A 22,845-nucleotide genomic window follows, 5' to 3' on the forward strand; every position below is an offset into this window, starting at 1 on the left:
AACGCATTTGCGACACAGGACACTAGAACTCCAGATACATCCGACCAGGGTTGAAAAGCCCCAGGGGATCGAGCTGGGCCTTGAGCTGCCGGTGATAGCGCAGCAGCGCCGGGGCCAGTGGCTGGAACGGTGTGTCGCTGGCACCCTGACGATAGCAGGTGGCATGGCCACCGACTTCATGGGCCAGGGTTTGCACCGTGTCGGCCTCGGTTTTCAACCAGCGTTGGGCGCCGGCCCAGTCGATCAACTGCGCGCCGGGCAGGATGAGCGGCCCGGTATGGTTGGGCAGAGACAGGCGCCACAGCGGCAAGCCTTCATCGAAGAAGGCCAACTGATGTTCATTGAGTGCCGTCCAGTATTGATCGTCGATCAGCTCGCCACCGAAACGCTGATGAGCAGCGCTGACCGAGCCTTCGCCACCCTCCAGGCGCAGGTGCAGGCAGTCGCCGTCATGGCTGGCGGCGCTGATGGGCAGGGGCTGACGGCCCCATTCGGCGAGTTTTTCCAGGGCCTCGGTGCTGTCCAGTTCCAGGCGGATACTCAGGCTGTGACGGGGCTTGGGCAGGACCTTCAAGGAAACTTCGGTGATCACCCCCAGGCAACCGAAACTGCCGGCCAACAGGCGCGACAGGTCGTAGCCGGCGACGTTTTTCATCACCTCGCCGCCGAAACGCAGCAACGTGCCGTGGCCACTGATCAGCCGCGTGCCCAGGACGAAGTCGCGCACCGAACCGGCCCATGGGCGACGCGGCCCCGACAGCCCGGCGGCGACCATGCCGCCGACCGTGGCGTCGTCGCCAAATGCTGGCGGTTCGCAGGGCAGCCGTTGCCCGGCGGCGTCCAGGGCGGCAAGCAGTTCCTGCAGCGGGGTGCCGGCACGGGCCGTGATCACCAGTTCGGTGGGGTCGTAGTGGACGATGCCGCGATGGACGCGGGTGTCCAGCACCTCGCCGGCCACTTCGCGTCCCAGGAAAGCCTTGCTGTTGGACCCCTGGATGCGCAGCGGCGTGGCGTCGGCCCGGGCGCGATTGACCTGTTCGAGCAGCAGGTCGCTGGCGTCCTGGTCGGCTTCGCGGCTCATCAGAAACGCTCCAGTTCAGGAAACGGCAGTTGTCCGCCATGGATGTGCATGGCACCGAATTCGGCGCAGCGGTGCAGGGTGGGGATGTTCTTGCCGGGGTTGAGCAGGCCTTGGGGATCGAATGCTGCTTTCACCGCGTGGAACAGGTTCAGTTCGTCGCTGTTGAATTGCGTGCACATCTGATTGATTTTTTCCCGGCCGACACCGTGTTCGCCAGTGATGCTGCCACCTACCTGGACACACAGTTCGAGGATTTTCCCGCCCAGGGTTTCGGCGCGCTCCAGTTCGCCGGGCTGGTTGGCATCGAACAGGATCAGCGGGTGCATGTTGCCGTCACCGGCGTGAAAAACGTTGGCGACGCGCAGGCCATGCTCGGCACCGAGGCTGGCGATGCGCTGCAGTACCTCGGGCAGGGCACGTCGCGGGATGGTGCCGTCCATGCAGTAATAATCCGGCGCCAGGCGACCCACCGCCGGGAAGGCGTTCTTGCGCCCGGCCCAGAAGCGCAGCCGCTCGGCCTCGTCCCGCGCCTGGCGCACCTCGGTGGCCCCGGCCTGCTCCAACACCTGGCGGACCCGTTCGCAATCGTCATGGACATCGGCCTCTACCCCGTCCAGTTCGCACAGCAGGATCGCTTCGGCCTCCACCGGATAACCAGCGTGGATGAAGTCCTCGGCGGCGCGGATCGCCAGGTTGTCCATCATTTCCAGGCCGCCGGGGATGATCCCGGCGGCGATGATGTCGGCTACCGCTCGCCCGGCCTTGTCCACCGAATCGAAACTGGCCAGCAGCACCTTGGCGACCTGGGGCCGGGGCAACAGTTTGACCGTCACTTCGGTGATCACCCCCAGCAAACCTTCGGAACCGGTGAACAGCGCCAGCAGGTCCAGGCCCGGCGAGTCCAGGGCTTCGCTGCCGAGGGTCAGGCGCTCGCCTTCGATGGTGAGGATTTCCAGCTTCAACAGGTTGTGCACCGTCAGACCGTACTTGAGGCAGTGCACGCCGCCGGCATTTTCCGCGACGTTGCCGCCGATGGAACAGGCGATCTGCGACGAGGGATCCGGCGCGTAATACAGCCCGAACGGCGCCGCCGCCTGGGAGATCGCCAGGTTGCGCACACCGGGCTGAAGGCGTGCGGTGCGGGCGTCGGGGTCGATGTGCAGGATCTGGTTGAACCGCGCCATCACCAGCAACACGCCGCTTGCCAGGGGCAGGGCGCCGCCGGACAGGCCGGTCCCGGCACCCCTGGCGACCACCGGCACATTCAGCCCATGGCAGAGCTTGAGCAGCGCTTGCACCTGCTCGACTCGCTTGGGCAGTACCACCAGCAGGGGCGTGGTGCGGTAGGCCGACAGGCCATCGCATTCGTAGGGCTTGAGATCTTCCTCCTGATGCAGGATGTCCAGGTCTGGAACCTGTGCCTGCAAGGCTTGAAGCAGCGCCTGTTTGTCCACCTTGGGCAAGGGGCCGTCGAGGTGTTCGTCGTAGAGGATGTTCATGAAGTCGATACCTCTGAGTCGGCTCGAATCCCTGTGGGAGCGAGCTTGCTCGCGATGGCGGTGGGTCAGCTTGCATCCAGGTTGAATGTGTCACCGCTATCGCGAGCAAGCTCGCTCCCACATGGGATTCATTTTGTTATTTTCGCATCGCCGTCACTGCCCCAGCCCCTTGAGAAATTCCCGGTACAGCGCCGCGGTTTTCCCCGGTCGTTCGACCATGGGCATGTGGCCAATACCGTCCCAGATTTCCACCCGCAAATCGGCGATACCCTTGCTCCACACCGGCACGCTGCTGACGTCGATCAGCCGGTCCTTGCGCCCCCAGAGTAGCAGCGACGGGGCGCGGATGTCGGCCAGGCGCGGTTCCATCGGCGGGCTGGCGCGAAAATCGACGAAGATCTCCGCCAGTTCCTCGCGGCGCTGTTCGTAACGTTCGGCCATTGCCGCCAGCACCACGCTGGGCACCCAGGGCGGGGAGGCCATGGTCATTGCGTAGAACGGCGCGAAATCGTCCCGCGAGTCGACGAGGAACGGGTTATGCCCGGCGGCCAGGTGGCGTTCCATGTCGCTGGCCTGGGGCGCGGTGACGCCGGCCGGATCGATCAGCGCCAGGGTCAGCACGCGCTCGGGCGAGGTGGCCGCCAGCCATGCGGCGAGGTAACCGCCCATGGAATTGCCAATCACATGGACCTTGTCCAGGCCACAGGCGTCGAGCAACTCGATGACCCGCCGGGCCTGGGTCGGGATGTCATAGCCGCCGCCGGCCTTGAAGCCGGTTTCGCCATGGCCGGCCAGGTCGGGCACCACCACCCGGTAGTCGCCGACAAAATGTCGGGCGAAGCGCAGCCAGAGATTCTTGTCGGCGCTGTAGCCATGCAGCATCAGGATGCTGCCGGACGCTTCATAGGGCCCGCCTTGCCAGGTCGATACGGTCATCTCGCTGATGGGGACGGTGATCTTGTGCAACCGGTAGAGACGTGCCTCCAGCGCCATGCCCATGTCGTACAGCACATGGCCGATGCCTGGATATGTCAACCAGCTCCAGGCGATAAACACGGCAAGGACTACCCACAACACCAGCATGTTTTGCCCCCCCATGGGTCAGGACAGAATGTGATCGGCCAGTCTGAGCCGACGGGCCAGATATTCTTAAGTGAAGCTGAAACCCGAGCACATCGCGATGACATGGCGCATTTGCTTTGCTACTTGCTATGACAGCCGCCGGATGACTCATGTATAGCCAAGATCCGCGGCAGGGCCCGACATTTGAAGGAGAATAAATACCCCCTCATTCAGTGGTGGCTATTTGATGCTGCCCTGATAGACTCCAAGCTACCCCCCGTCCCAACGACTTGGGAAACCCGCGGTGCAGAGGTTCCTATGCAAAAAACGGGAAAAAAGGGACGGACGCTGGCCAGGAGGCTTTATATATCGCGCATTCTGGGCCTGACGCTGGGGTTGCTGTTGGTGAGTGCTGCCGTCTTTCCCCTCGAGCCGGCGCCGTGGGTCTGGGGTTTCATGCTGTTCAACGGCCTGCTCTGGCCACACTTGTCCTACGGGTGGGCCCGGCGTTGCTCGGTGCCGTACCAAGCCGAACACATCAACTTATTGATCGATGCGGCGCTTGGCGGCTTCTGGGTCGCGGCAATGCAGTTCAACCCACTGCCCGCAGCCGTCACGCTGGCGATGATGGCGATGAACAATGTCGCCATTGGTGGCCTGCGTTTCCTGCTCATTGGGGCCTTGGCCCAAGTGGCCGGCGTTGTCGTGGGCGTGCTGATCTTCCCGCTGACCAGCGTGCCCATGACCAGCCCGGCGCAGATCTATGCTTGTTTGCCGTTGCTGTGCCTGTATCCGATGGCGCTGGGTTGGTTCTGCTATCGCCAGGCCTACATTCTGGGCCGGCAGAAACGCGAGTTGCTGGCCCTGAGTCGCACCGACAGCCTGACTGGTTTGCTTAACCATGGCGCCTGGAAAGATCGCCTCAACGAGGAGTTCCAGCGCTGCCAGCGTCACCCGAATGACGGGGCAGGGCGCGGCGCGATTGCGCTGATCGACATCGATCATTTCAAAGCCATCAATGACACCTATGGCCATGTCGCCGGCGACATCGTGCTGCGCCAGCTTGGCAAGATGCTCAAGCAAAACCTGCGCGCCGCCGATGTGGTCGGGCGTTATGGCGGGGACGAGTTCTGTGTGATTCTGCCGGACCTGACGCTTCACAACGCCGTGCAGGCCATGGACGGCTTGCGCGAGCGCTTTGCGACGCTCAGCTATGAACAGAACCCGGCGCTGAAGGTGAGCCTGAGTATTGGCCTGGCGGCCTTCAACCCGGCTTATGGCGATGCGACCCATTGGCTCAATGATGCCGACCAGGCGCTTTACGAGGCCAAGACCGGCGGGCGCAACCGGGTCACGTGTTACCGGCATCGGCAGGTGTTGGAGGTATCGGCCATTTCTCCCTGAGGTGGCCACCTGCGGTCTAGAGCCTTGACCCATTGTCGGGTAGGGTGCCTCTGGCACTCTTTCGATACGGAACAAGGATGAAATCATGATGATGACCGCTCTTCGCTCCCGTCTGGCCGTCAGTCTTGGCCTGAGCCTGGCCCTCGGCGCCTTTGCTCCCGTTGCTTTCGCGCAGCCCCATCAACAAGTCCTGAGCGACGCCGAACAGTACAAGGGCGAGGCCCTGAAACTGCTCGAACGTTTGGTGAACATCGACTCCGGCTCAGGCTATGTGCCGGGGCTGACCCAGGTCGGTGACATTGCCATCGATGAATTGCAGAAGTTGGGCGCCACCATCGAAAAGGTGCCTAACTCGGACGGCACCCAGCACATCCTGGCGACCCTCAAGGGCACCGGCAAGGCAAAAATCCTGCTGATGGCGCACATGGACACGGTGTTCAAGGAAGGTTCGGCCGCCGAGCGTCCCTTCCACATCAAGGATGGCCGGGCCTACGGGCCGGGGGTGATGGATGACAAGGGCGGCATCGTCGCCGGGATCTACGCCTTGAAGGTGCTCAAGAACCTGGACTTCAAGAACTACGCGCAGATTACTTTCCTGCTCGACGCCAGCGAAGAAACCGGTTCGGACGCCGCCACCGACCTGATCAAGAAAACCGCCAAGGCCCATGACGTGACGCTCAACCTCGAGCCGGGGCGCCCGGCCGATGGTCTGGTGGTGTGGCGCAAGGGCAGTGCCACGGCGCTGGTGGAGGTCAAGGGCAAGGCGTCTCACGCCGGTGTCGCGCCGGAGTTGGGGCGCAATGCGGCGATGGAAGCCGCGCATCAGATCTTGCAACTGGGCAAGCTCGGCGACGCGGAAAAGAAAACCACCATCAACTTCACGGTGATCAAGGCCGGCGACCGGACCAACGTGATTCCCGACCAGGCGAGCGCCAAGGCGGATGTGCGGGCAGCGGTGCCGGAAGAGTTCGACCGCATCGAAAAAGACCTGGCCCGGGTGTCGCAGGACAAGTTGATCGCCGACACCGAAGTCACCACCAGCCTCAAGCGTGGCTTGCCACCGATGCCGCAGACGGCGGAGTCGGACCGGTTGATGGCCATGGCCCAAGGCATCTATGGCGAACTGGGGCGCAAACTCACTGAAGAAGGTAGCGGTGGGGCGGCGGATGCCAGCCTGTCGGCCGGGGTTGGTACGCCGACGCTGGATGGCTTTGGCATTGTTGGCGGCAACATCCATACGCCGGAGGAATACGCCGAAGTCGAGAGTGTGGTGCCAAGGATCTATCTGTTGTCGCGGATGATCATGGAGTTGGCTGGGCGGTAAAGCGCTGCCCATTTTTTAAAGGATCGAAACATCGCACCGTCCCGCTGTGGGAGCAAGCTTTGCTCCCACAGGGATTTGTGTTGCGCCGTTTGACCTGGTTCAGTAGACCCAAACCTCAACCCGTCGATTCCTGACCCGTCCTGCATCCTCGCTGTTGGCCGCCACCGGCATCAATGCGCCGAACCCCCGTACCTCTCGCAGCGCCACGCCGTATTTGACCAGTTCGCGCCGCACCGCCATGGCCCGCAGTTTGGACAGAAGGTCGGCCCGCGCCGGGTCGTCCTTGGCGTCGCCAAACCCCACCAGGGTCACACGCCGGTCGGTTTTGCCATGCTGCTTTATATAGTCGAGCACGCGGCCCAGGTCCTGGTGGGCCTTGTTGTCCAGGCTGGCGCTGCCTTCTTCGAAGCGGAAGTTCACGGTCAAGCGTTGGGCGTGGCGGCTCAGGGCCTGGTAACCCTCGGGCATCAATGCATTCGGCGTGACGGCCATGGCCTGGACGGTTTGGGCGATGAATCCATTGGCCGCGACGATGGTCTGGCCCTGCTCGCTTTGGGTGAACGCCACCAGCGCCTCGGCCCACGGGTTGGTCGCCTGGGGTGGCAAATAAAAGAACAGGCGCCGGGACAAGGGGTAGTCCTCGGTGGCGATCAGGTTGTTCAACGGCAACATGGGTTGGGAATCACCGTCGACAATCGCCAGTGCCTTGGCCTGGCGCACATAGGGCAAACCGATGAAGCCGATGCCTTGCGGGTCCTGGCTGACAGCGTCGGACAACTGTTCGCTGGATTCGAAGCGCCGTGCTGTAGGATCCAGCCGTTTTCCCTGTCGGCTGAGGACCAGTTCCTTGAAGGTGTCGTAGGTGCCGGACTGTTCATCTCGGGCATAAAGATGAATCGGCCCGCCAGCACCGCCCACGGCTTCCCAGGTTTTCGCCTCGCCACTGAATATCCGCGCCAGTTGCACGGTATCGAGCTGACGCAATGGGTTCTGCGGATGAAGAATAATCGCCAGGCCATCAATGGCGATGACCTGCTCGGCGGTGGGACTTTTCAGGTCGCCCAGGGACGACAGTTCCTTCAGCTCACTGTCCTTGATCGGTCGTGAAGAGGCGGCCAGGTCGGCGTTGCCCTGCTTGAGGGCGGCGAAACCGGTGCTGGAGCCGTGGGCGGCAATGTCGATTTCCACTCGCCGACCGTCAGTGGTCTGGCCGACGATCCGCTGCTCATTGTCCGTGCCGGTGATTTCGGCGCTCACTTTGAGCAGCCCCTGGCTTTCCATCAGCCCTTTGACCAGCGCCGGGCCGAGCGTTGCCCCTATGGTATTGGAGCCTTGAAGGCGCAGGGCCGGGCCGGATTCTGGAAGAGGCAAGCCGGGAACAGGCTCGCGTTCAGCGCAGATCGCCAACGGCAGCCACAACGCCATTATCCAGACCACGCACAGACGCATGCCGACACCTTCAGAACCCAGGGAAGTGCCGGGAGAATAAGTCAGGCAGATGACTAAACGATGACAGGGCGATTGCGTTCTTAAGCGCCGGACTCCATTGCTGCCAGCTCGGTCACCAGATGTTCGATCAACGCCCTCACGCGCTTGGGTTGGACGCGGGCAGTCGGGTAGACGATCTGCAGTAGCGTGCTGCCGGCCGTGAACTCCGGGAGTAACTCCACCAACCGCCCGCTCTTGAGATCGTCGCGCACATCCCAGATCGACTTGAGACTGATGCCGTGTCCCTCCAGGCACCACTGGCGTACGAGGCCGCCGTCATTGGCGATTCGCCGACCCTGGATCAACACGCGATGCACCTCGCCGCGTCGGCTGAAGGTCCATTCCCGCGCCGTATTGATGCCCAGGCGCATCACCAGGCATTCGTGTCGGGTCAGTTCGGTGGGGTGCGTTGGCGTGCCATGACGCGCCAGATAAGTGGGCGCGGCACAGACCACGCGACGGTTTTCCCCCAAGGGCCTGGCGCGCAGTGAGCTGTCGGCCAAGGCGCCATAGCGAATGGCAAAATCGAGCCCCTGGCTGACCAGGTCCACGTAGCCGTCGCCCAGGTCCAAATCCAGGCTGACATCTGGATGCTCATCGAGAAATCGCGACAGGATGGGGTCGATGTATTGGCGTCCCAAATCTTGCGGGGCACTCATGCGAATCGGCCCGCTGAGGGTTTGGGTGCCGGCGCGAATGCTGCTGTGCAACTCGCCGGCTTCGGCCAGTAACCGGCGGGCCCCTTCGACCAGCAACTTGCCTTCGTCGGTCAGGCTGATCGCACGCGTGGTGCGATTGAGCAGGGTGGCGCCGTAGTAGGTTTCCAGGGTGGCGAGCCGTTCCGAGACCGAAGCGGGGGACAGCCCCACCTCCCGGCCGGCAGCAGAGAGTCCACCTTTCTCAACGATGAGTAGAAAAAGCTCGAGGTTCTTCAGGAACATTATTCGGTAATTCCGAAATGTATTTTCGCCAGTGGATCAATTATCAGGAAAACACGCAAGGCATACCTTAGTGCCTCAGACGATTGCACTTCAGTGTTTTTTCCAGGAGTCCGCCATGGCCATTTCCGAGGTACCCGATGCTACTCACAACCCCGAACGCAGGACCTTCCTGGCCCAGGCGAGCGCTGGTGCTGCGTTGCTGGCGGCGGGGGACCTTTTGACGACGGGCTCGGCGCAGGCCGGTATCTCGACAAAAGCCGTCGGCGTTTCCAGGAGTGGCTTCTGGCCGGGCGACACCCGCTTGGTGATTTCGATTTCCATGCAATTCGAAGCCGGAGGGCAACCGCCCAAGGGGACCGACAGCCCGTTTCCCCCAGTGGATTTCCCTGACGGTGTCCCCTCCGATCCGGCGACCAATACCTGGTTTGCCTACGGCTATCGGGAAGGTATCCCACGCATGCTGGATTTGTGGGACCGCCATGACGTCAAGGTCACGTCCCATATGATCGGCGAAGCGGCGCGGCGCCAGCCGTCCCTGGCACGGGAGATTGTTGCGCGCGGTCACGAAGCGGCCGGCCATGGCCCGCGTTGGAGTTCGCAGTTTGCGATGAGTCGCGAGGAGGAACGGACGTTCCTGCGCCAGGCCGCCCAGATGGTGCAGGAGGTCACCGGGCAGCCGGTCACCGGTTACAACTGCAACTGGTTGCGCCGGGGGCCCAATACCCTGGCGTTGCTGCAGGAGCTGGGCTACCTCTACCACATCGATGACGTCAGTCGCGACGAGCCCTTCATCGAATCGGTCAATGGCAAGGACTTCGCAGTGGTCCCCTACACATTGCGCAATAACGACATCGTGCTGATCGAAGGCCGGCATTATTCGCCCCAGGCCTTCCTGGAGCAGGTAAAGCTCGATTTCGACCAACTCTACGAAGAAGCCGGCACACGGCGGCGAATGATGTCGATCAGCGCCCATGACCGTATCAGCGGCACGCCGCAAATGGTGCGGGTCTGGGATGAGTTCCTGCGTTACGCCAAAAGCCACCCGGGCGTGACGTTCATGCGCAAGGACGATATTGCCCGCTACACCCTCGCCAGTGCGCTGTCGGTGCGTGAAGCCGAAACGCTCTGAAGCCTTTTTACAAAACCGGGCCCCGGCCCTTGATCGACCCGAAGGAACCTACCATGCCGTTCTCATTCCTTGCCCTGCCTGGCGGCTTGCGCCTGGCCGGTTTTTCCCTGGCCCTGGGCCTGTCGCTGGGGGCCTCGGCCGCCACCGATGCGCTCGTGGCGCCCCAGAGTCTGATTGTCGACCAGAGCCTGTCGGCGCGGCAGGCGTCCGCCATGATCCTCGCGGCCCGGCGTTATGACACGTTCTGGCACACCGGAGACGAAGCGCTGGCCCGCGAAGCCCTGGCGCCTGGCTTCATCGACAAGACGCCACCTGCCGGGCGCAAGCAAGGCCCGGAAGGACCGTTACTGGCGTCTCGAGCCTTCCGTGGCGCAGTGCCGGATCTCAGTTGTGTCGTGGAACAGATGTTGGTGGTGGGGGATCGGGTCGTGGTGCACCTGCGCTTTCGCGGCCATTTCACCGGCACCTTTGACCAGCTCCGGGGCCAGGGCCAACCCGTGGAGTTCATCGCGACGGATATCTATCAGGTGGACCAAGGAAAAATTGTCGCCAACTGGCACATCGAGGACAACTTGAGCCTGTTCAAACAGCTGGGTGCTCTCTGACAGACAGGCTCGCCTTTGGCGAGCCGTTTTGCTGATCAGCTCAACTGCAACCAGATCGGCGCATGGTCCGACGGTTTTTCCATGCCTCGCAGTTCGTAGTCCACGCCGGCGTCCTTGACCCGTGGCAGCAGGCCGTGGGAGGTGAGGATCAGGTCGATGCGCAGGCCGCGCTTGGGCTCGTCCTCGAAACCGCGGCTGCGGTAGTCGAACCAGCTGAAGCGGTCGGTGACGTCCGGGTTCAGGTGGCGGAAGCTGTCCACCAGGCCCCAGTTCTTCAGGCGGGCCATCCATTCGCGTTCTTCCGGCAGGAAGCTGCATTTGCCGGTTTTCAGCCAGCGTTTCATGTTGTCCGGGCCGATGCCGATGTCGCAGTCTTCCGGGGAAATGTTCACGTCGCCCATCACCACCACCGGCTGGTCGTTGCTGAAGCGGCTTTCCAGCAGTTGCTGCAAATCGCTGTAGAAACGTTCCTTGGCCGGGAATTTGGTCGGGTGGTCGCGGCTTTCACCTTGTGGGAAATAACCGTTCATGATGGTCACCGGCACGCCGTTGGCATCGGCGAAGGTGCCCCAGATGAAGCGCCGCTGGGCATCCTCGTCGTCGCCCTCGAAGCCCTTGTACAGGCTCAGTGGCGCCTGGCGGGAGAGCAGGGCGACACCGTAATGGCCCTTTTGCCCGTGGTAATGCACGTGGTAGCCCAGGGCCTGCACCTCGGCCAGGGGAAATTGTTCGTCGTGGACCTTGGTTTCCTGCAGCCCGATCACGTCCGGCTGGTGCTTCTCGATCAGCGCCGCCAACTGATGGGGGCGGGCGCGCAGCCCGTTGATGTTGAAGGAGACGATCTTCATGGTCGGCTGTCCTGGCAAAACTGCGATGCTAGCTGACATGTCGGAACACGGCCAGCGTGGCAGTAGGACAAATGCGCTGCTAATGTCCTGTGGGTGTAGGAACGATCGCAACCCAATCGGGTTCGTACTCAATAAGAGCAGGGCCTCATCGAGCCTCGCCCCAGGAGAACTACCGTCATGCCTGAAACCGCCACCGCCATCGCCGACATCCATATGCTCGACAGTGGTTATTCCCGTGAAGCCCGTTCGTTGCTGTACCAGGCCTATCGCCACGAGCCGACTTTCAGCTACCTGTTCGAATCCGAGCGTCCCGGTTATGAACAGCGGGTACGGGCCACGGTGCGTGAGCTGGTCAAGCAGCATTTTCTCCAGGACCTGCCGGCCATCGGCTTGCTGGTCAACGACCGCCTGATTGGCATCGCCCTGATCGCCCCGCCGCAGCGGCGCCTGGGCATCACCGAAAGCTGGGCCTGGCGCCTGCGCATGGTCTTGAGCACTGGTTTTCGTTGCACCCGGCGCTACCTGGAATACCACGCGGCGGTGCTGGCCTGCCTGCCGTCGGATGCGGTCCATGTATTGCCGCTGCTGGGGGTGCATCCACAGTTCCAGGGCAAGCATTTCGGCGAACAGTTGCTCGAAGCGGTTCATAACTGGTGTGCGGTGGACGAGCATTCCCAGGGCGTGGTGCTGGACACCGGCAACCCACGTTACCTTGAGTTTTATAAACGCCAGGGTTACGAGGAAATCGGTGAAGTGGCGGTAGGACCGATCCGCGAGCATGTGTTCTTCCACGCCAACCCGCAGGTCCTGCAAAGCGCAACGGCATAGTCTGGCGAACTTTTGCGAAATGTCCGGCTCTATCAAGCACCTACGCTCGTGATAGCATCCGCGCCATGAACCTCCCAGGAAGAATGACCAGTGGCGCGCTCCTGCTGTCTCTCAGTTGCGCAGCGCTGGCAAACAGCGAATTGGAAGTACGGGTCAAGCCGTCCAACGATGAACTCAAGGCCAACGTAGAAGGTTACATCGGCGGCGTGGGTGATCGTGACGAGGAGGCCTTGCTGCGCTTCAGCCGTGGTGCCGAGGAGCAGGCGCGCAAGGCCGCCCAGGCGTTGGGCTACTACCAGCCGCAGATCGACAGTGAGGTCAAGGGCGGCAAGGACCCACGCCTGGTGCTGACCATCGACCCCGGCGAGCCTGTGCATTTGCGCAACGTCACCGTGCGCATTGATGGCCCGGCGGCATCGCTCAAAGCCTTTCGCGTACCCAGCAACGCCGCCCTCAAGCCCGGCGCGGTGCTCAACCATGGGCGCTACGAAGACGCCAAGCGAATCATCCAGAACCAGGCCTCGCGCTATGGTTTTTTCAGCGGGCGTTTCACCCAGCAGAAGCTGTTGGTTGACCCCCAGGCGGGCATTGCCGACATCGAACTGATTTACGACAGCGGCCCGCGCTATGCCTTGGGCCCGGTGAGTTTTGAGGGTGATACGCCGTTCGACGAAGATCTGCTGCAGCGCATGGTGCCGTTCAAGGCCGGCACGGCGTACGACTCCGAACTCATTGCAGAGCTCAACCAGGCCCTGCAATCGAGCGGTTATTTCGAAGGCGTCCGGGTGGATGCCGCACCGACGGCGGCCACTGACAACGTGATCCCGGTGGCGGTCAAGCTCGACACGCGCAAGCCGCGCACCATGGGCCTGGGCCTGGGTTTTTCCACCGATGTCGGCCCACGGGTCAAAGCCAATTGGACGCGTCACTGGGTCAACCCCCAGGGCCACAGTTATGGCTGGGAAGCGGAAGTGTCGGCGCCCCGGCAGAACGTCGGCCTGTGGTACGACGTGCCGCTGGATCCGCCGCTGACCGACAAGATACGTTACGCCGGCGGTTATCAATATGAAGAACTGGCCGGCACCGACAGCCTCAGCAAACTGCTCACCGTGGGCCCGGAATGGCACAGCAAGTTGCCCAGCGGCTGGCAGCGGGTGGTGTCGCTCAAGTGGCAGCGCGAGGAATATCGCCTCGGCGACGATGCGGGCCTGAGCACACTGCTGATGCCGGGCCTCAGCTATTCCTACCTGCGCAGCGACAACCGCATCGATCCGCACAACGGTTACCGCTTGCAGTTCGACACCAAGGTCGCCAAGGAAGGGCTCGGCTCGGACAACAACCTTTTATACGGCACCGCCATGGTCAAGGGCCTGACCACGGTGTTCGACAAGCATCGTTTGCTGGCGCGTGCGCAGATCGGCGGCAGCGCCACCAATGGCTACAAATCCATCCCGCCGTCCCTGCGCTTTTTTGCTGGTGGCGACCAGAGCGTGCGGGGTTACGACTACCAGAGCCTGTCGCCGGAAAACGCCGAGGGCGACCGTATCGGTGGTCGCTACATGGTCGCCGGCAGCCTCGAGTATCAATATTCAATCGCGGAAAAATGGCGGGTGGCGACGTTCATCGACCAGGGCAACTCGTTCAACAGCCTTGAACTGCCGAGCCTCAAGACCGGCGTAGGCGTCGGCGTGCGCTGGGTTTCGCCGGTGGGTCCGATTCGCCTCGACCTGGCCCATGCGATGGACGACGACGGTGGTATCCGCTTGCACTTTTCCATGGGGCCTGAGCTGTGACGCGTGGTTTGAAGATAACGCTGCTGGCGCTCGCCGGGGTGCTGGTGGCGCTCGTGCTGGCCTTGAGCGTGGTGCTGGGCACGGCATTCGGCAGCCGTTGGGCCCTCGGCCTGGTGCCGGGGCTGACCGTGGAGAATTTCCAGGGGCGGCTGGGCGGGCAGTGGAGCGCCGATCACCTGCTGTGGCAGCAGGACGCCAGTCGGGTGGAAGTGGATCGGCTGATATTCGCCTGGTCGCCGCTGTGCCTGGCACGCATGACCTTGTGCATCGAACAGCTCAAGGCCGACCAGGTCGCCTTGCAATTGCCAGCCTCTGCCGATGAGCCGAGCAGCGGCCCGATCAGCTTGCCGGACCTGGATTTGCCACTCGCCATCGAACTGGGCGACGTGCAGGTCGGCAGCCTGTCGTTCAACGGCAGCGAGCAGCTCAAGGGCCTGCAATTGGTTGCCCACTGGACCGCCGCGGGCATGCAGATCGATTCGGTGCAGTTGCAGCGCGATGAGCTGAGCCTGAAACTCTCCGGTCTGCTGAAGCCGGGCGGCGACTGGCCGTTGAACGCCGAGGGCCGGTTGACCTTGCCGGCGCCGGGCGCAACGCCCTGGGCCCTGGACCTGAAAGTCGACGGCAACCTGCTCAAGACCCTCAACCTCAAGGCCGACAGCAGCGGTTACCTGCAAGGCCAGTTGAGCGGTGAGCTGCAACCGTTGGCGGACAACCTGCCCGCCAAGGTGCGCATCACCGCCAACGGCTTCAAGGCCAGTGCCGATTTGCCCGACACGTTGTTGCTCAATCAACTGGAATTGACCGGCGAAGGCGATCTGAAAAACGGCTATCAACTGCTCGGCAAGGCGACGCTGCCCGCCGAAAAAGGGCCGGTGGCGTTGTTGCTGCAAGGCACGGTGGACGCCAACGGCGCGCAGATCGCTGGCCTGGATCTGGATGCCGGCGATCAGCAAAGCCTGAAACTCAGCGGCCAATTGGACTGGCGCGAAGGCCTGCGCGCCGAGGCGAAAGTCGCCTGGCTGGATTTCCCCTGGCATCGCCTCTATCCGCTGATCGACGAGCCACAGGTGACGCTGCGCAGCTTCGACGGCGAAGTCTCCTACACCGATGGCCAATACCTGGGCAACTTCCAGGCCGCGCTGGACGGACCCGCCGGGGCCTTCAGCCTGGGCAGCCCGTTCAGTGGCGACCTGACGCAAATCCATTTGCCGCAGCTCAAGCTCGCGGCGGGGCAGGGCAAGGCCGAAGGGCACCTGAGCCTGCAATTTGCCGAGGGCATTGCCTGGGACACGGCGCTGCAACTGTCGGCCATCAACCCGGCGTATTGGCTTGGCGAACTGCCCGGGACCCTGGCCGGGCCGTTGCGCAGCAAAGGGATGATGAAGAACGATCGCCTCGATCTCGACGCGGACCTGGACCTCAAGGGCAAACTGCGTGGCCAGCCCGCGGTGTTCCAGGCCAAGGCCAGCGGCGCTGGCGAGCAGTGGAAGCTCAGCGCGCTGGATATTCGCCTGGGGGATAACCGCATCAACGGCAGCGGCAGCCTGCAAGAGAAGCTGACCGGCCAGATCGACATCAAGCTCGCACGCCTGGCTCAGCTCTGGCCGCAATTGCGCGGCCAAGTCGTCGGCCGTGTCGACGTGGCCGGCACGCTCAAAGCCCCCCAAGGCAAGCTCGGCCTGCAAGGCACGCAACTGGCCTTCCAGGACAACCGCCTGCAAAGCCTGAACCTGGATGCGATCCTCGACAGCGCCCAGCGCGGCAAGCTCGACCTCAAGGCCAGCGGTATCCGCGCCGGCGAAACGTCACTGGGCGTGCTGACGGTCAGCGGACAGGGCGACATCAAACGGCAAGCACTCAACCTCGACTTGCAAGGGCCGCAGCTCGACACGACCCTGGCACTCGATGGCGCGCTCGACCAAGGCAATTGGCGCGGGCGCCTGGCCAGCGGCGACGTGCAGGCCGGCGGTCAAGCCTGGCGCCTGCAAGCCCCGGCTAAACTGGAGCGCCTGGCCGATGGCACGCTCAACGTCGGCGCGCATTGCTGGCGTTCAGGCGAGGCCAGCCTGTGCGGTGAGGACCAGCGGCTGATGCCGGAACCGAAGTTGCGCTATCACCTCAAGCAGTTCCCCATCGAAAGCCTGGCCCAGTGGATGCCCAAGGATTTTGCCTGGCAGGGCCGGCTCAACGCGGACCTGCAACTGGACCTGCCGGCCAGCGGTCCGAATGGCCGGATCCTGGTGGACGCCAGCGGCGGTACTTTACGGATTCGGGACAAGGAGGGCGATAAGGCGCAATGGCTGGACTTCCCCTACCAGACCCTGACGCTCAACAGCCGCCTGACCCCCAAGCGCATCGACACCGACCTGAATTTCGTCGGCGCCAGGCTCGGCGAACTGATGCTCCAGGCACAAATCAACCCCATACCGGCCAGCAAACCCATCAGCGGCTCGTTCCGCCTGACCGGCCTGGACCTGTCCGTGGCGCGGCCATTCGTGCCGATGGTGGAAACCCTCACCGGTCACCTGAACGGCAGCGGAACCTTGTCTGGTGGTCTGCTTGCGCCCCAGGTCAACGGCAACCTGGTGCTCAGCGACGGTGAAGTGTCTGGCCCGGAACTGCCGGTCAGCCTTGAAGCCTTGCAGATGCGGGCAGCGATTACCGGCGAAGCGGTGCAGCTCAATGGCAATTGGAAAAGTGGCAAGAGCGGGCAGGGCAGCCTGAACGGCAACATCGGCTGGGGCGACGCCCTGACCATGAACCTGGCCCTCAAGGGTTCGCAACTGCCAGTCACCGTCGAGCCTTATGCGGTGCTCGACGTGGCGCCCGACCTGAACATCACCATGCACGGTGAGCGGCTTTCCATTGCCGGCAAGGTCCTGGTGCCCAAAGGCGAGATCACCATCCGCGAACTGCCGCCGTCCACCGTCAAGGTTTCGGATGACACGGTGATCGTCGGCCACCAGACCGAAGAGGGCAAGGCGCCGCTGGCCATGGCGATGGACATCGACGTGATCGTCGGCCAGGACAAGCTCGCGTTCTCGGGTTTCGGCCTGACCGCCAACGTGCAGGGCCAGGTTCACATCGGCGACAACATGGACACCCGCGGCGAGCTCTGGCTCAACGACGGTCGTTATCGGGCCTACGGGCAACGGCTGACGGTGCGGCGGGCGCGGCTGCTGTTCGCCGGGCCCATCGACCAGCCCTACCTGGACATCGAAGCGATCCGCCAGACCGATGACGTGATCGCCGGCATCCGCTTGAGCGGCAGCGCCGAGCAACCGACCACGCAAATCTTCTCGGAACCGGCCATGAGCCAGGAACAGGCGTTGTCCTACCTGGTGCTGGGCCGGCCACTGAGCACCACCGGCGAGGACAACAACATGCTCGCCCAGGCAGCGCTGGGCCTGGGGTTGATGGGCAGCTCGGGGGTGACCACCAGCCTGGCCAATAACCTGGGGATCGAGGATTTCCAGCTCGACACCCAGGGCAGCGGCAATGCCACCAGCGTGGTCGCCAGCGGCAACCTGTCGGAAAAACTCAGCCTGCGCTACGGCGTCGGGGTGTTCGAACCGGCCAACACTATCGCCCTGCGCTACAAGCTCAGCAAGAAGGTCTACCTCGAAGCCGCGAGCGGCGTCGCCAGCTCGCTGGACATCTTCTACAAGCGCGATTTCTAACCTTCCCCGAACCCCCCTTTGTGGGAGCAAGGCTTGCCCGCGATATAGGCAACTCGGTCTATCAGTCGAACCGAGGTGATGCTATCGCGGGCAAGCCTTGCTCCCACAGGACCAGCTCCCACACACTTCATGTGAATAGCAAGCTAACTATTCGATTGACATTTGCTGCCTAAGCAGTAATATCTCGACATACATTCACTGCCTAGGCAGCAAACGGTGGTCAGATGAAGCATTTCACTCCAGACAACTTTCACAATTGCCATCTCGGCATGCTGCTCGGCCGCACCGCGCTGCTCAAGGATCGGATCATTGACACTCACATGGAACCTGTCGGCATCACCGCCGCGCAGTTCAAGGTGTTGATCATCATGGCCCAGTACGGCATCGAGACGCCGGCCGAGCTGTGTCGTTACCTGTCCCTGGACAGCGGCTCGATGACGCGGATGCTCGATCGCCTGGAGCAGAAAGGTTTCCTGGCCCGTGAACGCTCCGCCCAGGACCGCCGGCAAGTGCGCCTGGTGCTGACTGAAGCCGGCCAGGCCCTCGCCGATCGCCTGCCGTTTATCGGTGCCGAAGCCATGAACCAGTTGGCCGGCGCCATCAGCCCCGAGGAGCTGCAAACCCTCGAACAGATCCTCAAGAAAATTCTGCTCGCCGCCGGTGACCCCATCACCGTGTCGCGAATGGGGGAAAAATGAAGCGTAGAACCTTGCGTACCCGATTAAGCCTGGTTGTCCTGGCCATGAGCCTGGCTGGCTGTGCCAGCTACAGCGGCCTGAAGACCGAAGGCGTCAGCCTGGAGGCCCAAAGCCTCAAGGCTGGGCAATCGCTGAACGGTGTCACACTGTCGCAGGCCGCGTGGCCGAAAAGCGATTGGTGGAAGAGCCTCGGCGACCCGCAACTCGATGGCCTGATTCGTGAAGCCCTGCGCGATAGCCCGGATATGCAGATCGCCAGCGCCCGGGTCCATCAGGCCAGTGCCGCCGCCTATGCCGCCAACGCGGCGCGCCTGCCGACCCTCGATGCCAGCGGTGGTGCCAGCCGTTCGCGCCTGTCCCGTGACCAGGACCCGCAAGGGCAGGGCGGGGCGTACAGCACCCTGCGCACGTTAGGTGTGGACTTCAATTACAACTTCGACCTCTGGGGCGGCCAGCGTGCCACCTGGGAAGCCGCCCTCGGCCAGGCCCGCGCCGCCGAGATCGATCGCCAGGCTGCGCAACTGACCCTGGCCGCCGACGTGGCCCGGGCCTACAGCGACCTGGGCCAGGCCCACATCATTTATGACCTGGCCTCAGAGGACCTCAAGCGCACCCGGCAGATGCTCGACCTGGGCAAGCGCCGCCTCACTGCCGGGATCGACAGCGAATATCAGTTCCAGCAGACCGAAAGCTTGGAAGCCAGCGCCGATGCAACCCTGATCGACGCAGAGAAACGCCTGCAAAGCGCCAAGATCGCCCTGGCGGTGTTGCTGGGCAAGGGGCCGGACCGCGGCAATGAAATCCCCCGGCCCAACGTGCTGCAAGCCAGCGCGGTCGCCTTGCCATCGAACCTGCCGGCCGAGTTGCTGGGGCGGCGTCCGGACCTGGTCGCGGCACGCTGGCGGGTCGAGGCGGCGAGCAAGAACATCGAGGCTGGCAAGACCAACTTCTACCCCAATCTCAACTTGAGCGCAGCCGCCGGAACCCGGTCGTTGCTGGGCGATGCGATGTTCGGTTCGGCCAGCCGCTTCTTCAATGTGGCGCCGACGGTGTCGCTGCCGATCTTCGATGGCGGCCGCTTGCGGGCGGACCTGGATGCCCGGGACGCCGATTACGACCTGGCGGTGGCGCAATACAACAAGAGCCTGGTCACGGCCCTTGGCGATGTCAGCGACACCATCAACCAATTGCGTGACATCGCTCGCCAGATCGGCGCCCAGCAACATGCCACTGATATTGCACAGAGCTCCTACGACACGGTGGTCCAGCGCTACGGCTCGGGCATCGGTAATTACCTGGACGTGCTGAGCATCGAGCAGCAATTGCTCCAGGCCCAGCGCCAACTGGCGAACCTGAATGCCGACCAGATCGATTTGTCGATCCAACTGATGCAGGCCCTGGGCGGCGGTTTCGAGGCCCAGACCCTGGCGGCGGCCACCCCGGCCGCTACCACGCCAAATAACTGATTCGAGGTACTTGTCATGGCGACTGCCGAAACGACTCAATCCGAACATGCGCAGGACGGCAACCCACGCAAGCGCAAGGTCATGCTGCTGACACTGGCGCTGCTGGTCATTCTCTCGGGCCTGGGCGTCTGGGCCTGGCACGAACTGTATGGCCGCTGGAGCGAAAGCACCGACGATGCCTATGTGAACGGCAACGTGGTGGAGATCACACCGCTGGTCACTGGCACCGTGGTGAGCATCGGGGCCGACGACGGCGACCTGGTGCGTGAAGGCCAGGTGCTGGTGCAGTTCGACCCGAACGATGCCGAAGTCGGGCTGCAAAGTGCCCAGGCCAACCTGGCCCGGACCGTGCGCCAGGTGCGTGGCTTGTACAGCAACGTCGATGGCATGCGGGCGCAGGTCAATGCGCAAGAGGCCGAAGTGCAGAAGGCCCAGGAAAACTACAGCCGACGCAAGAACCTGGCGGCCGGCGGGGCGATTTCCAAGGAGGAACTGTCTCACGCCCGGGATGACCTGACCTCGGCGCAGAACGCCTTGGCCAATGCCCGGCAACAGCTCAAGACCACCAGCGCCTTGGTGGACGATACCGTGGTGTCGTCCCATCCCGATGTGCAGTCCGCCGCCGCGCAACTGCGCCAGGCCTTCCTGGCCAACGCCCGCAGTACCTTGATCGCACCCGTCACCGGTTATGTCGCCAAGCGCACCGTGCAACTGGGCCAACGGGTGCAGCCGGGTACGGCGTTGATGGCGGTGATCCCGCTGGATCAGCTGTGGATCGACGCCAACTTCAAGGAAACCCAACTGCGCGACATGCGCATCGGCCAGCCAGTGGACATCGAAGCCGACCTGTACGGCAGCGATGTGAAGTACAGCGGCACCATCGACAGCCTCGGCGCCGGGACCGGCAGCGCATTTGCCTTGCTGCCGGCGCAGAACGCCACCGGTAACTGGATCAAGATCGTCCAGCGGGTGCCGGTGCGCATTCACATCAATGCCCAGGAGCTGGCCAAGCATCCGCTGCGGGTCGGCCTGTCGACCCTGGTCAGTGTCGACCTGCACGACCAGAGCGGCCCGGTACTGGCCCAGCAGCCACCGCAGAAAGCCTCGTTCAGCACCCAGGTCTACGACCAGCAGCTGACCGATGCCGACGCGATGATCGCCCGCCTGATCCACGACAACAGTGCGGTGGCGAGCAAGACCGTGCAGCGCTGATCGCAATTGCAGGCCAACCTCTGAAACCTGTGGGAGCAAGGCTGTTGGCTTTGCTCCCACACAGCCAACAGCCTGGCTCCCACAGGGTTTGTGTCTTGCCCTAAGGGATTTCGCCACCTTCGCTTCATAGGATTTCGCAATGAGCAATAACGCGTCTTTCACGCCGCCCAGCCTGTTGCTCAGCACCATCGGGCTGTCGCTTGCGACGTTCATGCAAGTGCTCGACACCACCATCGCCAACGTTGCCTTGCCGACTATTTCCGGCAACCTGGGTGTCAGCTCGGAGCAGGGCACTTGGGTGATCACCTCGTTCGCGGTGAGCAACGCCATCGCCTTGCCGCTTACCGGCTGGCTGAGCCGGCGGTTTGGCGAGGTGAAACTGTTTTTGTGGGCGACGATGCTGTTCGTGCTCGCGTCGTTCTTGTGTGGTATTTCCACCTCGATGCCGGAGCTGATCGGCTTTCGTGTACTTCAAGGGCTGGTGGCCGGGCCGTTGTACCCGATGACCCAGACCTTGCTGATTGCCGTGTACCCGCCGGCCAGGCGCGGCATGGCCCTGGCGTTGCTGGCGATGGTCACGGTGGTGGCGCCGATTGCCGGGCCGATCCTCGGCGGCTGGATCACCGACAGCTACAGCTGGCCGTGGATCTTCTTCATCAACGTGCCCATCGGCGTCTTCGCCGCGCTCGTGGTGCAACAGCAGCTCAAGGCGCGGCCGGTGGTCACCAGCCATCAACCGATGGATTACGTGGGGTTGATCACGCTGATCATTGGCGTTGGCGCGCTCCAGGTGATTCTCGACAAAGGCAACGACCTGGACTGGTTCGAGTCGAACTTCATCATCATCGGTGCGCTGATTTCGATCATTGCCCTGGCGGTGTTCGTGATCTGGGAAATGACCGACCGTCACCCGGTGGTCAATCTCCGCCTGTTCGCCTATCGCAACTTTCGCATCGGCACCATTGTGCTGGTGGGGGGCTACGCCGGGTTCTTCGGCATCAACCTGATCCTGCCGCAGTGGTTGCAGACCCAGATGGGCTACACCGCGACCTGGGCCGGGCTGGCGGTGGCGCCCATCGGTATCCTGCCGGTGCTGATGTCGCCTTTCGTCGGCAAGTACGCCCACCGGTTCGACCTGCGCGTGTTGGCCGGGCTGGCGTTCCTGGCCATCGGCCTGAGCTGCTTCATGCGGGCCGGGTTCACCAACGAGGTGGATTTCCAGCACATTGCGATGGTGCAGTTGTTCATGGGCATCGGCGTGGCGCTGTTCTTCATGCCGACCCTGAGCATCCTGATGTCGGACCTGCCGCCGCACCAGATTGCCGACGGCGCGGGGCTGGCGACGTTCCTGCGGACCCTGGGTGGCAGCTTTGCCGCGTCCCTGACCACCTGGATCTGGATCCGCCGGGCCGACCAGCATCACGCCTACCTGAGCGAAAGCATCAGCACTTTCGAGCCGGCCACCCGCGAAGCACTCAACCAACTCGGTGGTGCGAGTGCCCCGGCCTATGCCCGGCTCGAGCAGGTCCTCAACAGCCAGGCGTACATGCTCTCCACCGTGGATTACTTCACGCTGCTGGGTTGGGCGTTCATGGGGTTGATCGTGCTGGTGTGGCTGGCGAAGCCGCCGTTCGCGGCGAAGGCTGGGCCTGCATCGGCGGGGCATTGATCCACACACAACACCCTGTGGGAGCGTACCTGTGGGAGCAAGGCTTGCCCGCGATGCAGGCGACATGGTTCAACTGCAAGACCGTGTCATCGTTCATCGCGAGCAAGCTTTGCTC

At 63.2% G+C, this 22,845-nt stretch carries 17 protein-coding genes; 11 read left to right on the forward strand and 6 right to left on the reverse strand.

Annotated features, from left to right (window positions below; translation table 11 throughout):
* Positions 1-22: 22 nt before the first annotated feature.
* The 3 genes from glcE to AB4O22_RS06495 form a co-directional block, all read right to left on the reverse strand.
* Positions 23-1,081 (reverse strand): glycolate oxidase subunit GlcE, encoded by a 1,059-nt coding sequence (glcE, locus tag AB4O22_RS06485; protein WP_053163005.1) that lies wholly within the window; start codon positions 1,079-1,081, stop codon positions 23-25.
* Positions 1,081-2,580, reverse strand: a complete 1,500-nt coding sequence (glcD, locus tag AB4O22_RS06490) for a glycolate oxidase subunit GlcD (protein WP_053163003.1) — start codon at positions 2,578-2,580, stop codon at positions 1,081-1,083. Before glcD ends, glcE begins: the two co-directional genes overlap by 1 nt.
* 153 nt (positions 2,581-2,733) lie before the next feature.
* Positions 2,734-3,663, reverse strand: a complete 930-nt coding sequence (locus AB4O22_RS06495) for an alpha/beta fold hydrolase (protein ID WP_003203699.1) — start codon at positions 3,661-3,663, stop codon at positions 2,734-2,736.
* 297 nt (positions 3,664-3,960) lie between these two features.
* Here AB4O22_RS06495 and AB4O22_RS06500 point away from each other — a divergent pair, with 297 nt between their 5' ends.
* The gene (locus tag AB4O22_RS06500) at positions 3,961-5,046 is read left to right on the forward strand and encodes a diguanylate cyclase (protein ID WP_013693795.1); all 1,086 of its coding nucleotides are present in this window, start codon (positions 3,961-3,963) and stop codon (positions 5,044-5,046) included.
* Between the two features lie 85 nt (positions 5,047-5,131).
* Positions 5,132-6,370, forward strand: coding sequence for a M20/M25/M40 family metallo-hydrolase (locus AB4O22_RS06505; protein WP_258635935.1), 1,239 nt, complete (start codon positions 5,132-5,134; stop codon positions 6,368-6,370).
* 99 nt (positions 6,371-6,469) lie between these two features.
* On the opposite strand, the gene AB4O22_RS06510 is transcribed toward AB4O22_RS06505, so the two are convergent.
* Positions 6,470-7,795, reverse strand: a complete 1,326-nt coding sequence (locus tag AB4O22_RS06510) for a substrate-binding domain-containing protein (protein WP_085983275.1) — start codon at positions 7,793-7,795, stop codon at positions 6,470-6,472.
* Between the two features lie 104 nt (positions 7,796-7,899).
* Complete coding sequence (locus tag AB4O22_RS06515) at positions 7,900-8,799, reverse strand: LysR substrate-binding domain-containing protein (RefSeq protein WP_460105689.1); 900 nt, start codon at positions 8,797-8,799, stop codon at positions 7,900-7,902.
* Between the two features lie 115 nt (positions 8,800-8,914).
* Between AB4O22_RS06515 and AB4O22_RS06520 the strand changes: the two genes are divergently transcribed.
* Complete coding sequence (locus tag AB4O22_RS06520) at positions 8,915-9,928, forward strand: polysaccharide deacetylase family protein (protein WP_039012630.1); 1,014 nt, start codon at positions 8,915-8,917, stop codon at positions 9,926-9,928.
* 53 nt (positions 9,929-9,981) lie between these two features.
* The gene (locus AB4O22_RS06525) at positions 9,982-10,533 is read left to right on the forward strand and encodes an ester cyclase (protein ID WP_013693791.1); all 552 of its coding nucleotides are present in this window, start codon (positions 9,982-9,984) and stop codon (positions 10,531-10,533) included.
* Positions 10,534-10,568: 35 nt separating this feature from the next.
* Here the strand turns inward: AB4O22_RS06525 and xthA are convergent, their stop codons facing one another.
* Positions 10,569-11,381 carry an exodeoxyribonuclease III gene (gene xthA / locus AB4O22_RS06530; protein WP_003203684.1) on the reverse strand — a complete coding sequence of 271 codons (813 nt, stop codon included), beginning with the start codon at positions 11,379-11,381 and terminating at the stop codon, positions 10,569-10,571.
* Positions 11,382-11,558: 177 nt separating this feature from the next.
* On the opposite strand from xthA, the gene AB4O22_RS06535 reads away from it, so the two are divergent.
* The 7 genes from AB4O22_RS06535 to AB4O22_RS06565 all read left to right on the forward strand — a co-directional run bounded on the left by AB4O22_RS06535 (position 11,559) and on the right by AB4O22_RS06565 (position 22,730).
* Positions 11,559-12,209 (forward strand): GNAT family N-acetyltransferase, encoded by a 651-nt coding sequence (locus tag AB4O22_RS06535; RefSeq protein WP_003203682.1) that lies wholly within the window; start codon positions 11,559-11,561, stop codon positions 12,207-12,209.
* 65 nt (positions 12,210-12,274) lie between these two features.
* Positions 12,275-14,002 (forward strand): autotransporter assembly complex protein TamA, encoded by a 1,728-nt coding sequence (locus tag AB4O22_RS06540; RefSeq protein ID WP_003203680.1) that lies wholly within the window; start codon positions 12,275-12,277, stop codon positions 14,000-14,002.
* Positions 13,999-17,685, forward strand: coding sequence for a translocation/assembly module TamB domain-containing protein (locus AB4O22_RS06545; protein ID WP_460096006.1), 3,687 nt, complete (start codon positions 13,999-14,001; stop codon positions 17,683-17,685). Before AB4O22_RS06540 ends, AB4O22_RS06545 begins: the two co-directional genes overlap by 4 nt.
* 224 nt (positions 17,686-17,909) lie before the next feature.
* Positions 17,910-18,383, forward strand: a complete 474-nt coding sequence (locus AB4O22_RS06550; RefSeq protein ID WP_013693787.1) for a MarR family winged helix-turn-helix transcriptional regulator — start codon at positions 17,910-17,912, stop codon at positions 18,381-18,383.
* Positions 18,380-19,849 (forward strand): efflux transporter outer membrane subunit, encoded by a 1,470-nt coding sequence (locus tag AB4O22_RS06555; RefSeq protein WP_013693786.1) that lies wholly within the window; start codon positions 18,380-18,382, stop codon positions 19,847-19,849. The genes AB4O22_RS06550 and AB4O22_RS06555 overlap by 4 nt, the downstream gene beginning before the upstream one ends.
* A 15-nt stretch (positions 19,850-19,864) precedes the next feature.
* A complete protein-coding gene (locus tag AB4O22_RS06560) occupies positions 19,865-21,061 on the forward strand; it encodes an HlyD family secretion protein (RefSeq protein WP_003203671.1) in 1,197 nt (398 codons plus the stop codon).
* Between the two features lie 139 nt (positions 21,062-21,200).
* Entirely contained in the window at positions 21,201-22,730 is a 1,530-nt protein-coding gene (locus AB4O22_RS06565) for a DHA2 family efflux MFS transporter permease subunit (RefSeq protein WP_003203669.1), read from the forward strand.
* Positions 22,731-22,845 lie beyond the last annotated feature (115 nt).

Source organism: Pseudomonas sp. S3_B11, assembly GCF_054667715.1.

Bases quoted from the DNA above. Each gene is read 5' to 3' on its own strand.
- AB4O22_RS06560 (WP_003203671.1), top strand. From the start codon at position 19,865: ATGGCGACTGCCGAAACGACTCAATCCGAACATGCGCAGGACGGCAAC.
- AB4O22_RS06510 (WP_085983275.1), bottom strand. From the start codon at position 7,795: ATGGCGTTGTGGCTGCCGTTGGCGATCTGCGCTGAACGCGAGCCTGTT.
- AB4O22_RS06540 (WP_003203680.1), top strand. From the start codon at position 12,275: ATGAACCTCCCAGGAAGAATGACCAGTGGCGCGCTCCTGCTGTCTCTC.
- glcE (WP_053163005.1), bottom strand. From the start codon at position 1,081: ATGAGCCGCGAAGCCGACCAGGACGCCAGCGACCTGCTGCTCGAACAG.
- AB4O22_RS06535 (WP_003203682.1), top strand. From the start codon at position 11,559: ATGCCTGAAACCGCCACCGCCATCGCCGACATCCATATGCTCGACAGT.
- AB4O22_RS06525 (WP_013693791.1), top strand. From the start codon at position 9,982: ATGCCGTTCTCATTCCTTGCCCTGCCTGGCGGCTTGCGCCTGGCCGGT.
- xthA (WP_003203684.1), bottom strand. From the start codon at position 11,381: ATGAAGATCGTCTCCTTCAACATCAACGGGCTGCGCGCCCGCCCCCAT.
- AB4O22_RS06505 (WP_258635935.1), top strand. From the start codon at position 5,132: ATGATGATGACCGCTCTTCGCTCCCGTCTGGCCGTCAGTCTTGGCCTG.
- AB4O22_RS06515 (WP_460105689.1), bottom strand. From the start codon at position 8,799: ATGTTCCTGAAGAACCTCGAGCTTTTTCTACTCATCGTTGAGAAAGGT.
- AB4O22_RS06495 (WP_003203699.1), bottom strand. From the start codon at position 3,663: ATGCTGGTGTTGTGGGTAGTCCTTGCCGTGTTTATCGCCTGGAGCTGG.
- AB4O22_RS06520 (WP_039012630.1), top strand. From the start codon at position 8,915: ATGGCCATTTCCGAGGTACCCGATGCTACTCACAACCCCGAACGCAGG.
- AB4O22_RS06500 (WP_013693795.1), top strand. From the start codon at position 3,961: ATGCAAAAAACGGGAAAAAAGGGACGGACGCTGGCCAGGAGGCTTTAT.
- AB4O22_RS06565 (WP_003203669.1), top strand. From the start codon at position 21,201: ATGAGCAATAACGCGTCTTTCACGCCGCCCAGCCTGTTGCTCAGCACC.
- glcD (WP_053163003.1), bottom strand. From the start codon at position 2,580: ATGAACATCCTCTACGACGAACACCTCGACGGCCCCTTGCCCAAGGTG.
- AB4O22_RS06555 (WP_013693786.1), top strand. From the start codon at position 18,380: ATGAAGCGTAGAACCTTGCGTACCCGATTAAGCCTGGTTGTCCTGGCC.
- AB4O22_RS06550 (WP_013693787.1), top strand. From the start codon at position 17,910: ATGAAGCATTTCACTCCAGACAACTTTCACAATTGCCATCTCGGCATG.